The following is a 13,149-nucleotide window of genomic DNA, read 5'->3' on the forward strand; positions in this document are numbered from 1 at the left end:
TTAGTTTTCAAAGATCATTTCCGCTTCGGTGAGAAGCGACTTTATCAATATAACATTCTAGTAAGGTGAATGTCAACAACTTTTTTTAAAAATATTGAATCAGCTGTTTTATAAAGCCGTCTTTTTAAGGACGAATATTAATATATCATCTATTTTCATTTAATACAATAGTTTTTTAAAAAAATAATAAAGTCATCAGCGTGAACAGATCGTCCGCTTTACATTCTTTCTGCCCGTTAAATGGATGTAAAACTCCCGCTGCTGCGGTTAGCAAATAGTCCTTTTCTAATATACCGCAGTTTTTTATGTCAGGCGAACTCTTTTCTTCCCGGCTTTGCTGAGATCATTTCTTCTTTATTATACCCGGCCGTGTTTCTTATTATAATCGTCATGAATTTAAAAAGATTATCATCGTAAATTCAATGACAGTGATCCAGCCTTTCATTTAGTATTTTAACCGTTCTTTAATTTTGCGGTCGATTGTCTGACGATCAATTCCGGCTTGTATACTGTGGAGTGTTCTAACTGATCTATATTCTTTCCTTCCACTTTCGCGATCATCCATTTTGCCGCTTCGGTTCCCATCTGCATCTTCGGATGGGTTACCGAAGTCAGCTTAACCTCCGACGCCTGGCTTAAATGCGAATCATCATAGCCGACAATCGATATGTTCTCAGGTATTTTCAGCCCGAATTCCCTGATCACGTCAAGCACTAAAAGAGCAATCTGATCATTATAGCAGAAAATCGCGGTAGGTGGCTCTTGTGAAGACAGACGCTTTCTCACTTCAGTGATCGTCTTTTCCTCTTTGTTCTCCGTCTCATAGGTGACGACCATTTCCGGATAAAATGACAGACCGTTTTCCCTGAAGGCGCGGATAAATCCTTTCATCCGGTTGACGCCTTGCATATCGTCCTGTTTAAAAAGGCCGAAAACCCTTTCATGGCCGAGCTTGATCAAATGGTCAGTCGCTATAAATCCGCCGTATTCATCATCCAAAATAAAGTGGGGCGGGTTCAGCTCCTGGTAAAACTGATTGATCATCAGGTAAGGGATGTGGTGCTGCTCAAGCGTCAAGTAATAGTTTAAATTCGGATTAAAGCTTCCTGTTTTCGTCGGCTCAACGATCAACCCGTCAATGTCTTTATCAAGCATGTTTACGAGGCACTGCTTTTCTTTTTCAATGTCATTATTCGTGCTCGCTACGATCAGCGTGTACCCTTCACTCGACAGCGTCGATTCGATCCCTCTTATAATGTAGGGAAATATATAATCGGACAAATAGGTCGTGATCACGCCGATCATTTTATGTCTTTCCCTGCCTTTTTCCGAAGGCCTGAGGCGGTGTGAACAGTATGTTCCCGACCCCTGCTCCCTATACAGGAGACCTTCGTGAACCAAGTCGCCGATCGCCTGGCGGATCGTATGTCTGCTGACATCGAATATTTTCATCAATTCATTTTCCGAATGAATCTTTTCTCCAGGCTTAACCTTTCCCTCATATATCCATGATTTAATGTGGTTTTTGACCATGCTGTATTTTGTATGTTCACTCATCAGATCAACCCCATCTTGTACGTACGAATAATTTCTATTATAAAGGAAAAGTTTCAATTATTGCTACTTATTGGAGAAATTAAGCAAAAAATTTTGAAAAATAACGCTTGTCGTTCGTTTCTTTTTTTAGTATAGTAGAAAACAACTAAATAAACTTGATGACCACAAGGGGAGCCTCAGGCTGAGAGTGAACAAACCGTTCTGACCCTTTGAACCTGTTAGTTAACGCTGGCGTAGGGATGTGGCAAAGTAAAACTTATTGCATCCAAAGCAGTGCGTGGAAACTATCCTATTTCTTCCCCGCATTGCTTTTTTATTGGGAAAGAAGTCCAGTACCCCTTTGTTCATCAAAAGTGAGGGTTACAATGAATCAATCAAAACAACTTGTCCGGCTTATTGAAATCGCCGTCATGACAGGCATCGCAATCGTATTGGACATAGCTTCAGGAATGTTTTTAAAAATGCCGCAAGGCGGCTCCATCGCCATCATGATGATCCCGATCTTTTTAATTTCTTTTCGATGGGGGCTGAAAGCCGGACTGATTACCGGATTTTTAGCCGGATTGCTGCAGTTTGTTACCGGGGAGCTTTATGCGGTTCATCCCGTACAGTTTTTCCTTGATTATTTTATCGCACCAACGGCTGCAGGAATCGGCGGTTTATTTGCCGGTCCGATCCGAAAATCTGCCGCGGAGAAAGCAAAGGGGAAACTCGTATCATATGTTACGGTTGCCGCCTTTTTCGGAAGCGGACTGAAATTTCTCGCCCACGTCATTAGCGGCGCCGTCTTTTTTGGAAATTTTGCGCCTAAAGGGACGCCGGTTTGGATTTATACATTAACGTATAATGCAACATACATGCTCCCGTCGTTCATCATTTGTGCAATCGTGCTGTGCCTGTTGCTGCTGACGGCACCGAGGCTTTTGGAACGGAGCATGGATAAGAGTTGAAAAAAAGCGGACACCTTATAGGTTCCGCTTTTTTTGCGTTTTTATTAATTCTGCAACCAATACGTACCGCTCCGGGGCAGAGCCTATAAAGTCAAACGGGTAGCAGGTCGAAACGGTTAATGTCGCCCTGGGTTTTGGAACGATAACGGTCCTGTCATCCGCATCGACGATCCTCACCTTTTTCACTTTATATGTAAAAGTTCCATATTCAGCTTCAACAATTAACCGGTCCCCTTTGCCGACTTCACCGAGCCTTCTGAAAATCGTGTCGCGATGGCCGGACAGAACCGAGTTGTCATCTTCGCCCGGCAGCACAGAACCTGCAAAATGCCCCACTCCCTTTTGCAGCTCGTCTTCGTCTGTTCCGTGGTAAATCGGAAGCCTCGCCTTTATTTTCGGGATCACAAGGTCGCCGATTTTTTCGCCGGTTTCAAACGTTTGCACAATCTCAGCTTTTTGTTTTTTTCCGGTTTGAACAGACGGTTTTTCAGAGTGCTTCTTCTCAGACGGCTGCTCAACGGAAAGTGCGCGTCCTTGAAAAAGCTTAAACGCATTGGTAGCTGCAACATACAGCCCGGCCATTATCATGGCGATCGCCAAAAGCCAAATTACCCTTTTTTTACGGGATGCTCTAATGTCAATTCACCTCTTTGTCTACGCCGCTTTGCGAAGCCTTCTCATCAAGAAAAACCCGCTGAGGATCAGCGCGAAACCGAGGATCAACCATTCCGCATAATGACCGGCCGTTTTTGGAAGCTTTGCCCCCCTCACCGTCTTTTTCACATGCTGCTTCTTTGCATCATGTTGAACGGCTGTTTGGGTTTGCTTCACTTTTGTTCCTGTTTCATGAAACAAATCTGATCCAATCATGTCAGGCGTCAGCAAAACGTCCAAAATGAAATTTCCTTCAAGATCGTAAACTTGTACCAGCAGGCTTGCACCTTTCAGCTCGTCTGCGCTGACAAGCGTCGTCAGAGATACTTCCTTTTTCTTGCCATCCTTGACTAAATAATATTTCGTTTTCACCTCAAGGGTTTGCTGAAGATCGTGTAAAATAGACAGCATTTGGGCGATATCTTTCGCTTTCAGCTCTGTTACCGTCTCAAAATCGGCAACCGCTTCAAGACGCTCCCCAATCGCCATTAACTCATCTTCAAGATTTGGATTTTTTTTATGGATTCTTATAAGGTGCCCAGTCAGCTTTTCCCATTCCTGTTCGTCTACGCCAAGCTCCCGAAACGGATTTTCGATTGCCGCGTCGCCTTCGTCAGTTGTGACGTTCCAAAGCGCATCATCCAGCTCATACTCAAACATGAAGGCATCGAGAATGCTTTGCCCTTCTTCCATATAACCATTATCAACGAGAAGTTTGACCGCTTCTTTTTCATTTAAGCCGTAATCTTTTAAATATGAAGCAAGCCGTTTTTCATCGAGCCTTTCTCCAAGAAAATCTCTTAACTCCTCCGCCGATTCAAATCCTTTCAAACTTTCATCATATGTATCTTGCAAATAGGCTTCCAATTCTTTTTCTGTCATCCCTATTTCTTTAAGATACTCGTTCAGCTCTGACTGTTTCGGTGCGGCGAAAGCTTCTGCAGACGGCACCAGAAACAACGCGCATATCAAAAACGCCATCATCCTTTTCTTCATAAAATTGTCCCCCTATTTATATGTTACCTTTTGATTATAATAGAAATTTTTTAAAAATACATGATTAAATTCAAAATCGTTTTCTCTATTTAAAAAAAGTCATAATCTTTGCTCTCGCTGAATGTAATATAGTATAGCGAAATAGAGGAGGTATAAACGTGAATCCTTACTATATGATGCTCTTTTGCTATGTTCTGTCGATCATCCATTTCCTGATCGGTTACAGAGAAGCCCTGAAAATAAGCGGAGCTGACGGACTCGTTGACGGAACCGTTATGATCTCCTGTATTCCGTTGGGCGTTGTTTTTGCTTTCTTTTCGCATTTCTTCTGGAAAATGACCATTTAGACCGGGGAACGATTCGAATGTCATTCGCTTTCCCGTTCGAAAAAGGCCCATCTCGCGTAAAAATGGGACAAAACGCTTAAATATCGTATGCAAATGCCGTTTTTTTGCTGCCAATGATCCTCAAAAAAGAAAAGCTCTCACTTTGGCATTATTCACAGGGCACGGCAATTTATGCTATGATAAATAGAACTTCAATTTACAAAAAATTCACAAAAGATTGGAGGGAAGAGAATGGGCAAAGCCGTGGCTTCACAAGAAGTCGCCAACATGCTGAACGACTGGTACATACTGATGAAGAAACGAGACATTTCACGCTCAATCGAAATGAAAGATGACATAGATAAAGCAATTGAAGAGATGGAGGAAGATCAGGACGTCCTTCTTTATTATCAGATGCTTGATTTCCGCTTGCGGCTTCTTCTTGAAGATATCAGCCAATCTGCTACCGAAAAGCTGGAAGCCATCGAGTTTCACGACAATGATCCGAAGAGTACGGATGATAAACTGAACTATTATTTTTACCTGTTTAAAGGGATTTATGAAGATTATAAACAAAACCACACAGAAGCGCTCAATTTTTTCAGAATAGCGGAAAAAAGGCTCGGAGCGATTCAAAACGAAATAGAAAAAGCTGAATTCCACTATAAAATCGGAGTGCTGTACTACAATTTAAAAGCGACCTGGCTGTCGATCCTTCATATCAATATCGCAGCCGGAATTTTTCAGGGCTATGAAGGGTATGCCAAGCGGGTTATCAACTGCAAAATGCTGATAGGGTTAAATTATATAGACCAATTTAAATTTTCCGAAAGCGAAGCCTTATTAAATGAAGCGATCGATAGAACGGAAAAAATCGGCGATCAATTTCTTCTTCCTTACACCTACTATAATATGGGCTTTTTAAAAAGCAAGGAAGAAAAGCATGAGGAAGCGCTTAAATATTACAATAAAGCTTTTGCCATCAAGGATTTTGAATCGAAGGCCCAATATGCTTACCTCCTCTGTGTGTACGAAACCGTAAGATCGCTTTTGAAAACCGATTCACAAGACAAAGCTTTTCAATGGATCGATGTAGGCTTTAAAAAGTCCCGTGAAATGAACAGCAAAATATTCGAGCTGAAATTCAAAATTTTACATACATTATACACAAGCCCGCCGAATAAAATGGAAATGATCAAGGACTTTGTTCACCAGTTAGAAACTGAAAAAGCTTGGGTTGATCTAGAGGAATTATTAATGGACGTGGCGAATTATTATAGGGAAAAGAAGCTATATGAAGAAGCCATATACTTCTACATTAAAACTGATAAGGCGAGCAAGCTTGCCGGAAGAGGAGGAGAATAAATGAAAAAGTTTTTATTAGCAGCCGCTGTTTTAGGGGCGGTACTGAGCTTTTCGTTGGCAAACCACCCATCCGAAGCTGTTTCAAAGAGCGACAATATCCTTCTGGCTTCTCGCGGAGCAGGCGGTTAAACATTTCCTTCAAAATCCCCATTCACTGCATAGCTGAATGGGGATTTTGCACCTTATAAAAAGTCGAGTTATTCAGCCTATATCAATCCAATTTTTCAGGAGCGATTTATATGAAAAAGAAAGTGCTGCTGACAGGTTTTGATCCTTTTGGCGGAGAATCCGTCAATCCCGCTTGGGAGGCGGTTAAGCGGCTTCATGGTGAAACGGCCCGTGACATTTCCATTGCAGCTGAAAAAATCCCGACCGTTTTCGGTAAATCGGCTGACGTTTTGGAGAAAGCGATCGAGAAACATCAGCCCGACATTATCATTTGTACGGGGCAAGCCGGCGGGCGTCCGCATATCACACCCGAACGTATAGCGATTAATATCGACGACGCCAGGATCGCCGATAATGAAGGCATGATGCCTATAGATGAAAACATTGCACAAGACGGCCCTGCCGCTTATTGGTCAACTCTCCCGATCAAACGGATCGTACAAACCTTGAAGCACAACGGGATTCCCGCATCTGTCTCAAATTCAGCAGGCACTTTTGTCTGCAATCATTTATTTTACCGGTTAATGCACCATTTAGCCCTTTCATCATCAGGTGCAAGGGGCGGATTTATCCATATTCCCTATCTTCCTGAACAAACCATCGATAAAAAAGAACCGAGCCTTAGCCTTGACGTGATCGTCGAAGCGCTGCGCATCGCGGCATTAACGGCTGCCAGCCATGAAACCGATATCCGTGAACAAGGCGGTTCTCTCGACTGATTCGAACTCGGGCGGATAAGCCGGATCGTGCCGACACGTATTAGCAGTCTCCCTGCGGTTATCCCCAAGAGATATTTTGGTTATTTTACCAGATTTCACAATAATAACATGACAATAGGAGGGGATATGATGAGCATTTTTAATGAAGCCAGAAAAGAAACATGGAGCGAAATACGGGGGTTGTCAGACGATGACATCAACAAAAGGCCCGAACAAGATGAATGGAGCATTCAGGAAGTCCTTGACCACCTGAAAAAACTCGATTTGCAGGCTGCCCGATTATTCAGGGAACGAATCAGAAGCGCGCCTTTTCGGACGGTTGAAGCCAAGCCGGTCCATGTGTCTGAGGACCGGTCTGTCAAACGAAAAGCACCAGGTTCTTTGGAGCCTGAGAGAAAAACGACGGATTCGCTGGCAATCAAAGCCGAACTGGATCATGCCCGCTCACAGCTTACAACGGTAATCGCCACGCTTCAGGCGGAGGATTTTGAAAGGGTGCTTCCTCATTCCGTCTTTAAAGAGCTTACGGTAAGACAATGGATCGACTTTATCGGCCATCATGAAAAAAGACATGTCAAACAAATTCAGGAGATCAAAAAGAAATTGTCGTGAAAAGACATTCGGGAGGCATGTTCATCAGGCTTTCCATACCTCCCCTTCTTTCTTATGCGAATGATCTTGCGCCTTTTACGGCGTTCGGTGAGTACGACCATACGTCAACCTGATCGCCTTGTGCAATCACCCCCGGCCGTTCAACGACACAAACGATCCCCCTTCTGCCCATGGCATGGCGTACAAAACGGGAAGCGAGCTTCGGCTTGTCCGGAAACTGTTTTTGAATAACCTCGCCGGGCTGGATGCACGGTTCATTTTCACCTTCGCACAAAAGCGCGGCTCCGCTCGGAAAAACGAGTCTGCTTCCTTCTCTTACATGCGTCAATTGAGGCAACCCGCTTAATGCGATATTGGCTCCGAGCCATTCCGGAAGTACGGCAGGGATGTTTAGCCTTTCGGCAATCGCCAGGCATTCTTCGACCGAGACGATCGAAATCTGCCGCCTGTTAAAAATCTCCGTACCTTTTTTATACATCGGTTCCCGGGCGCCGGCCGTCTTTGTCAAGCCGAAATGCAGATCACCGGGAATCCCTCCGTAGTCAATCGAAATTTCTTCTTTTTTCTCCGTCACAAATGACGGGGTATCGGCGATGTATACGTTCTCCGCCGTCGCTTTCCGCCTTTCCCACATTCAACCCATCTCCTTTTTTGAATATGAGAATTATTTTACAATGCTTCCTTTTTTTCTTCAAATCAAGCTAAAAACCCGCTGTGCTCGGGAGCACACGCGGGTTTTCAGCTGGGCTTATACAGTTTTCGGCGTTTTATTAAAACAGCGTTTGTAAATCCAAATGTAGGCTTGTTCATTTAGGTCTCTCGGGTTTCCGACCGTCTGCGGGTCTTTCATCGCCTCTTTTGCAAGGCGTTCAATCATATCAGGTGATACGCCTTGTTCTTCAAGGCCCGGAATCTCTAAATCCTCTACAAGCTGATACATCCAATTGACGGAGGCTTTTGCCGCTTCTTCCGTCGTCATGTTGCTTGTATCAATGCCGAATGCTTTTGCGATGCGCGCAAATTTTTCAGGGTAGCCCTTCCAATTGTATTCCATCACAGGTCCCATCATTGCGGCAACGCATTGGCCGTGGGCAACCGGGATGATTCCGCCGAGCGTCTGGCTCATCGCGTGAGCCGCGCCCGCTGATTCGCTGCCGTAGGAAAGGCCTGCAAGCATTGCCGCCTGAGCCATTCCGTATCTTGCTTCAAGATCTTCTCCGTCGGCAAACGCCCTGCGGATATAATGTGCGGCATATTCAATTGCAAGCAGCGCAACAGCATCGGTGATCGGCTGCGCAAACTTCATCGTATAGCATTCGATCGCATGGGCCAAAGCGTCGACTCCCGTCATCGCCGTGACATGGGGAGGCATCGATACGTGCAGTTCAGGATCGATGATTGTCAAATGCGCCGCGATCAGCGGTCCCCCCGTATTGAACTTGAATTCGCGATCTTCATCCGTAATCACCGCCCATTGCGTAACCTCTGAACCGGTACCTGCTGTCGTCGGAATCGTCGTGAGCGGAGGAATCCGGTTTTCAAGCGGTTTTTTTCCTTCTGCCGCTTCATAATCAAGCACCGTACCCTCGTGAGTCGCTTCAACTCCGATCGCTTTCGCCGTATCCATTGAGCTCCCGCCGCCGACCGCCACAAGACCGTCGCAGTTTTCTTCAGCGTAAAGCTTTGAGCCTTCTGCTACAAGACGCACGGGCGGATTAGGTTCGACTTTATTGAAGACGACGACTTCAATGCCGGCTTCTTGCAATGATTCAACAACGGGTTTTGTAACACCCGCTTTGTGAATGCCCGGGTCTGTGACAAGCAGCGCTTTCGTGACGCCAAGCTTTTTCACTTCTTCCCCGACATGCTTTACGGCTCCGATTCCGTGCTTAATAACGGTCGGAATTTCAAACGTATGGAATTTGTTCATGGCTTCTACTTTCATATTTAAAGTCATTCGTGATTCTCCTCCTCTTATGCTTTAAACCAATTGACAGCCGCCGGTTTTGTATTGCGGTAAACGTGCTTCACTTCCGTGTATTCATCAAGACCCATTCGGCCAAGCTCGCGGCCGATCCCTGACTGCTTGTATCCGCCCCACGGCGCCTGAGCAAAGTAAGGATGGAAGTCATTGATCCACACCGTGCCCATTCTCAGCTTGGAAGCGACGCGCTCCGCTTTTTCAATATCGTTTGTCCAAACCGCCCCGGCAAGGCCGTAGATCGTGTCATTTGCAAGCGAGGCCGCTTCTTCTTCCGTACGGAATGTTTCAACGGTCAAAACAGGCCCGAACACCTCTTCCTGCACGATTCTCATATCCGGCCGGCAGCCTGAGAAAATCGTCGGCAAGTAGAAGAAACCGTCCTGCAGCTCTTGATCTTCTGGACGCTTGCCGCCTGTTTCAAGCTTTGCGCCTTCCTTCAGACCGATTTCCACGTATTGTTCCACTTTGCTTCGGTGTTCAGCGGAAATGAGCGGACCGCTCTGCGTCTCTGGAGCGAATCCGTTGCCAAGCTTGATGTTTTTCGTACGTTTAACAAGCTCTTCCAAGAATTCGTCGTGGATCGATTCTTCCACGAGCAGCCGGGAGCCCGCAGAGCAGACTTGGCCGGCGTGAAAAAACACGGCGTTTAGCGCCTGGTCAACCGCGGCATCGAAATCAGCGTCTTTAAACACAATATTCGGATTTTTCCCGCCGAGCTCAAGGGCGATTTTCTTGACATTCGTGCTTGCTGCCTGCATGATTTTCTTCCCTGTTTCAATTCCGCCGGTGAATGAGATCAGATCGACGTCCGTATTTCTGGCAAGCTCGTCGCCTACCGTATCTCCCGGTCCGAGGACGAGGTTGGCAACGCCTTTTGGCACGCCCGCTTCTTCCATTAATTTAAATACTTTAATCGTTGTCAGAGGCGTGATCTCGCTCGGCTTTACAACGATTGTATTTCCGGCTGCCAAAGCGGGAGCGATTTTCCAGCTGGCTTGCAAAAGCGGATAATTCCATGGCGTGATTTGTCCGCAGACTCCGACTGGCTCCCTGACGATTTCGCTTTTTGAATTCGGAATCGGCGAGGAAACGATCTCTCCCCCATCCTTATCCGCAAGTCCCGCATAATATTGAAATACGTTTGCAATATCATCCATGTCGGCTTTGCTTTCTTCCAGCGTCTTACCGGTATCGAGCGATTCAAGCTCCGCAAGCTCATCATGATCTCGCCTTATGAGCTCCGCGATCTTCAATATAATATTGCCGCGTTCAAGACCGGTTGTATTTGACCATTCGCCTGCATCAAAGGCACGGCGCGCAGCAGCTATAGCCTTAACAGCGTCTTCTCTGTCTCCTTCACCGACGGTTTCGATATGCTCCTGATTAAAGGGATTAATAATCTTGCGAGTACCGCCTTTTTCAGCGCTCACCCATTTTCCGTCAATGAAAAGTGTTTGACTCATAAAAGCAACCTCCCGATCACGCAAAGTTTGTTAAATAAAAATTTAACGTTTTTAACACTTTGAATTTACCATGCGTATAAAACCGTGTCAAAGAAAAATCGGCCGGACGATTTGTTTGAATTTTATGTGATCTCAAGCCTCATGCGGACTGAGCCGTTTTCAAAAAAAATTTAATTTTGACTTTTTGATATCTTTCGTTAAGATAAAGAACATAAAGAAATTACTTAACAAATTTAACGCGGATTTCAGGACCGATCCCGATTTTTATGGGGATTGGGTCTTTATCATTGATGTTTCCGCTCCTTTGAAAGGAGGATAATGATGGACGAGCCCCGTGATCTTTCCGCAAAAGAAGCAATCGCACAAGCGAAAGATTTAGTCATCGATTCGATTGCAGAAACGATGGATCTGTACGGCATTACCCGGAGTGCGGGCATTTTGTACGGAACGATGTACCTTTCAGACGAAATGACGCTGGACGAAATGCGGGAAGAGTTGCAGATGAGCAAGCCGAGCATGAGCACGAGCGTTAAAAAGCTCCAGGATTTAAATATTGTGAAAAAAACGTTTCACAGAGGAAGAAGAAAACACAGTTTTGTGGCTGAAAAAGATTTCTTTACATTTTTCACAAGCTTTTTTCCGCAAAAGTGGGAGAGAGAAGTAAAGGTCAATCTGGCTGCCATTCAAGATGCCCAGCAGGCATTGCAGAATGTCGCAGAAGACGACGGGCTGGAACAAAGCGTAAAAGAAGAAGCGAAGGCGCTTTACGAGCAGCTCGAACAGTCAAAGCCGTATTACGACTGGCTGATGAGACTCGCACAAGCAGTGCAGTCCGGAGAGATATTCAAGTTCATTCCGATTGAAGACAAAAAATAAAAGGTTTTTAGCCGCTTCTTGACATGGCGGCTAAAAACCTTTTTTTATGCATAATTCCAATTTTTTATTAAAACACTAAATGAAAAGGAGGAAGATCCCTGATGCTTGATAAAGAAACGATTCAAATCGTAAAGTCGACAGCGCCCATTCTAAAGGAGCACAGCCACGAAATTGGCAAGCGATTTTACGAATTGTTATTTTCAAAAGTCCCTGAATTGCATAATATGTTCAACCAGACCAATCAAAAACGCGGAATACAGCAGGAAGCTTTGGCGTATACGGTATATGCCGCCGGTGAAAACATCGATCATCTGGAGGCTTTAGAGCCCGTCATTAAAAGAATTACTGAAAAACATCGGGCAATTGGCGTAAAGCCTGAACAATATCCAATCGTCGGCGAAACGCTGCTCGCAGCGGTGAAAGATGTATTAGGCGATGCTGCAACCGAGGAAGTACTTGGAGCCTGGAAAAAAGCTTACGGCGAAATTGCAAAGGCCTTTATCGATATTGAACAAAAACTTTATAAAGAAACCGAGCAGCTTCCGGGAGGATGGGAAGGCTACCGGAATTTTCGCGTGGATCAAAAGGTGAAAGAGAGCAGTCTGATTACATCGTTTTACTTAATGCCTGAGGATGGACAACCGATCGCTTCATATGAGGCAGGACAGTATTTGACGATAAAAGCGGAAATCGAAGGCGAGGCGTATACGCACATCAGGCATTACAGCCTTTCCGACGCCCCTGGCAAAGAGTCCGTCAAACGCGAAGATGCGCACGGAGACGCACCGGCAGGCATCGTCTCAACATACTTGCATCAGCAGGTACAAACAGGCGATATTCTTAAATTTTCCGCTCCGGCAGGCGATTTCGTGATCAGCAGCACCGATTTGCCGCTTGTATTGATCAGCGGCGGCGTCGGCATTACGCCGCTGTTAAGCATGTTAAACAAGGCGGCTGAACAACAGCCCAACAGACAAGTGACATTTATTCACTCAGCAAAGAACAGCGAATTTCACGCCTTTAAAAAACATGTGGCCGATTTGGCTGAAAAGAACGGGAATATCCGGTTTTTTGTATGCTATGAAGCGCCTTCTTCTGAAGACCGTTCCTTGCAAAACTTTGATAAAGAGGGCTTTATCAACTTAGAGTGGCTGCAATCCATCCTCCCGGGAAATGATGCAGATTTTTATTTTTGCGGACCGATTCCCTTTATGAAAGCCGTCAACGGGGCGCTGAAACAATGGGGTGTGCCGAAAAACAACATTCATTATGAAGTGTTTAATCCGGTTGCGATTTTAGAAGAGGAATAAGCGGGATATGCGGGCGTTCTTGTCTGCGAGAACAAGATGAATTCGGTTTTCTGTCCGGTGCAGGCAGCTGGATTAGAAATGATCCTTTCGTAGATAGGATACTGGGTGCCCTTTTTTTCATAGATAAGGCCGCCGCATTCATTTCAGTACCGGGCAGCTCGAAAAAATG

General features: G+C 45.2%; 14 protein-coding genes and 1 riboswitch. Of the genes, 8 read left to right on the forward strand and 6 right to left on the reverse strand.

Annotated elements, in window-relative coordinates; translation table 11 throughout:
* Positions 1 to 453: 453 nt before the first annotated feature.
* Positions 454 to 1,557 (reverse strand): GntR family transcriptional regulator, encoded by a 1,104-nt coding sequence (locus tag AB447_RS08005; RefSeq protein ID WP_048354715.1) that lies wholly within the window; start codon positions 1,555 to 1,557, stop codon positions 454 to 456.
* Between the two features lie 157 nt (positions 1,558 to 1,714).
* Positions 1,715 to 1,814: riboswitch (TPP riboswitch) on the forward strand.
* A 108-nt stretch (positions 1,815 to 1,922) separates the two neighbouring features.
* Between AB447_RS08005 and thiT the strand changes: the two genes are divergently transcribed.
* Positions 1,923 to 2,507: an energy-coupled thiamine transporter ThiT gene (gene thiT, locus AB447_RS08010; RefSeq protein ID WP_048354716.1), complete on the forward strand. Its 585-nt coding sequence runs from the start codon at positions 1,923 to 1,925 to the stop codon at positions 2,505 to 2,507.
* 15 nt (positions 2,508 to 2,522) lie between these two features.
* Here the strand turns inward: thiT and AB447_RS08015 are convergent, their stop codons facing one another.
* Both AB447_RS08015 and AB447_RS08020 read right to left on the reverse strand, forming a co-directional pair.
* Positions 2,523 to 3,095 carry a class D sortase gene (locus AB447_RS08015; protein WP_048354746.1) on the reverse strand — a complete coding sequence of 191 codons (573 nt, stop codon included), beginning with the start codon at positions 3,093 to 3,095 and terminating at the stop codon, positions 2,523 to 2,525.
* 66 nt (positions 3,096 to 3,161) lie between these two features.
* Positions 3,162 to 4,157 carry a processed acidic surface protein gene (locus AB447_RS08020; RefSeq protein WP_057957509.1) on the reverse strand — a complete coding sequence of 332 codons (996 nt, stop codon included), beginning with the start codon at positions 4,155 to 4,157 and terminating at the stop codon, positions 3,162 to 3,164.
* A gap of 158 nt (positions 4,158 to 4,315) precedes the next feature.
* Between AB447_RS08020 and AB447_RS08025 the strand changes: the two genes are divergently transcribed.
* The 5 genes from AB447_RS08025 to AB447_RS08040 all read left to right on the forward strand — a co-directional run bounded on the left by AB447_RS08025 (position 4,316) and on the right by AB447_RS08040 (position 7,347).
* On the forward strand, positions 4,316 to 4,504 hold the full coding sequence (locus AB447_RS08025; protein ID WP_046132335.1) for a hypothetical protein: 189 nt from the start codon (positions 4,316 to 4,318) through the stop codon (positions 4,502 to 4,504).
* A gap of 231 nt (positions 4,505 to 4,735) precedes the next feature.
* Positions 4,736 to 5,848 carry a response regulator aspartate phosphatase gene (locus tag AB447_RS08030; RefSeq protein ID WP_048354717.1) on the forward strand — a complete coding sequence of 371 codons (1,113 nt, stop codon included), beginning with the start codon at positions 4,736 to 4,738 and terminating at the stop codon, positions 5,846 to 5,848.
* Positions 5,849 to 5,977, forward strand: a complete 129-nt coding sequence (locus AB447_RS27210) for a hypothetical protein (RefSeq protein WP_269082056.1) — start codon at positions 5,849 to 5,851, stop codon at positions 5,975 to 5,977. It abuts the gene before it with no gap.
* A 110-nt stretch (positions 5,978 to 6,087) separates the two neighbouring features.
* A complete protein-coding gene (pcp, locus tag AB447_RS08035) occupies positions 6,088 to 6,735 on the forward strand; it encodes a pyroglutamyl-peptidase I (protein WP_048354718.1) in 648 nt (215 codons plus the stop codon).
* A 126-nt stretch (positions 6,736 to 6,861) separates the two neighbouring features.
* On the forward strand, positions 6,862 to 7,347 hold the full coding sequence (locus AB447_RS08040; protein WP_048354719.1) for a DinB family protein: 486 nt from the start codon (positions 6,862 to 6,864) through the stop codon (positions 7,345 to 7,347).
* A 52-nt stretch (positions 7,348 to 7,399) separates the two neighbouring features.
* Here AB447_RS08040 and AB447_RS08045 read toward each other — a convergent pair whose 3' ends face one another.
* The 3 genes from AB447_RS08045 to betB all read right to left on the reverse strand — a co-directional run bounded on the left by AB447_RS08045 (position 7,400) and on the right by betB (position 10,794).
* Positions 7,400 to 7,981 (reverse strand): MOSC domain-containing protein, encoded by a 582-nt coding sequence (locus AB447_RS08045; RefSeq protein ID WP_048354720.1) that lies wholly within the window; start codon positions 7,979 to 7,981, stop codon positions 7,400 to 7,402.
* Between the two features lie 114 nt (positions 7,982 to 8,095).
* On the reverse strand, positions 8,096 to 9,304 hold the full coding sequence (locus AB447_RS08050) for an iron-containing alcohol dehydrogenase (RefSeq protein WP_048354721.1): 1,209 nt from the start codon (positions 9,302 to 9,304) through the stop codon (positions 8,096 to 8,098).
* Positions 9,305 to 9,321: 17 nt separating this feature from the next.
* Complete coding sequence (gene betB, locus AB447_RS08055) at positions 9,322 to 10,794, reverse strand: betaine-aldehyde dehydrogenase (RefSeq protein ID WP_048354722.1); 1,473 nt, start codon at positions 10,792 to 10,794, stop codon at positions 9,322 to 9,324.
* Positions 10,795 to 11,115: 321 nt separating this feature from the next.
* Here betB and cudC point away from each other — a divergent pair, with 321 nt between their 5' ends.
* Positions 11,116 to 11,670: a choline uptake/conversion transcriptional regulator CudC gene (cudC, locus tag AB447_RS08060; protein WP_048354723.1), complete on the forward strand. Its 555-nt coding sequence runs from the start codon at positions 11,116 to 11,118 to the stop codon at positions 11,668 to 11,670.
* 101 nt (positions 11,671 to 11,771) lie between these two features.
* A complete protein-coding gene (gene hmpA, locus AB447_RS08065) occupies positions 11,772 to 12,980 on the forward strand; it encodes an NO-inducible flavohemoprotein (RefSeq protein ID WP_048354724.1) in 1,209 nt (402 codons plus the stop codon).
* Positions 12,981 to 13,149: the final 169 nt, after the last annotated feature.

The sequence above is a fragment of the Bacillus glycinifermentans genome (genome assembly GCF_001042475.2).
In the GTDB taxonomy this organism is placed as follows: domain Bacteria; phylum Bacillota; class Bacilli; order Bacillales; family Bacillaceae; genus Bacillus; species Bacillus glycinifermentans.

What these genes read in the sequence shown, in the direction of transcription:
- AB447_RS08005 (WP_048354715.1), bottom strand. Translation starts at nt 1,557, where the DNA reads ATGAGTGAACATACAAAATACAGCATGGTCAAAAACCACATTAAATCA.
- thiT (WP_048354716.1), top strand. Translation starts at nt 1,923, where the DNA reads ATGAATCAATCAAAACAACTTGTCCGGCTTATTGAAATCGCCGTCATG.
- AB447_RS08015 (WP_048354746.1), bottom strand. Translation starts at nt 3,095, where the DNA reads ATGATAATGGCCGGGCTGTATGTTGCAGCTACCAATGCGTTTAAGCTT.
- AB447_RS08020 (WP_057957509.1), bottom strand. Translation starts at nt 4,157, where the DNA reads ATGAAGAAAAGGATGATGGCGTTTTTGATATGCGCGTTGTTTCTGGTG.
- AB447_RS08030 (WP_048354717.1), top strand. Translation starts at nt 4,736, where the DNA reads ATGGGCAAAGCCGTGGCTTCACAAGAAGTCGCCAACATGCTGAACGAC.
- AB447_RS27210 (WP_269082056.1), top strand. Translation starts at nt 5,849, where the DNA reads ATGAAAAAGTTTTTATTAGCAGCCGCTGTTTTAGGGGCGGTACTGAGC.
- pcp (WP_048354718.1), top strand. Translation starts at nt 6,088, where the DNA reads ATGAAAAAGAAAGTGCTGCTGACAGGTTTTGATCCTTTTGGCGGAGAA.
- AB447_RS08040 (WP_048354719.1), top strand. Translation starts at nt 6,862, where the DNA reads ATGATGAGCATTTTTAATGAAGCCAGAAAAGAAACATGGAGCGAAATA.
- AB447_RS08045 (WP_048354720.1), bottom strand. Translation starts at nt 7,981, where the DNA reads ATGTGGGAAAGGCGGAAAGCGACGGCGGAGAACGTATACATCGCCGAT.
- AB447_RS08050 (WP_048354721.1), bottom strand. Translation starts at nt 9,304, where the DNA reads ATGACTTTAAATATGAAAGTAGAAGCCATGAACAAATTCCATACGTTT.
- betB (WP_048354722.1), bottom strand. Translation starts at nt 10,794, where the DNA reads ATGAGTCAAACACTTTTCATTGACGGAAAATGGGTGAGCGCTGAAAAA.
- cudC (WP_048354723.1), top strand. Translation starts at nt 11,116, where the DNA reads ATGGACGAGCCCCGTGATCTTTCCGCAAAAGAAGCAATCGCACAAGCG.
- hmpA (WP_048354724.1), top strand. Translation starts at nt 11,772, where the DNA reads ATGCTTGATAAAGAAACGATTCAAATCGTAAAGTCGACAGCGCCCATT.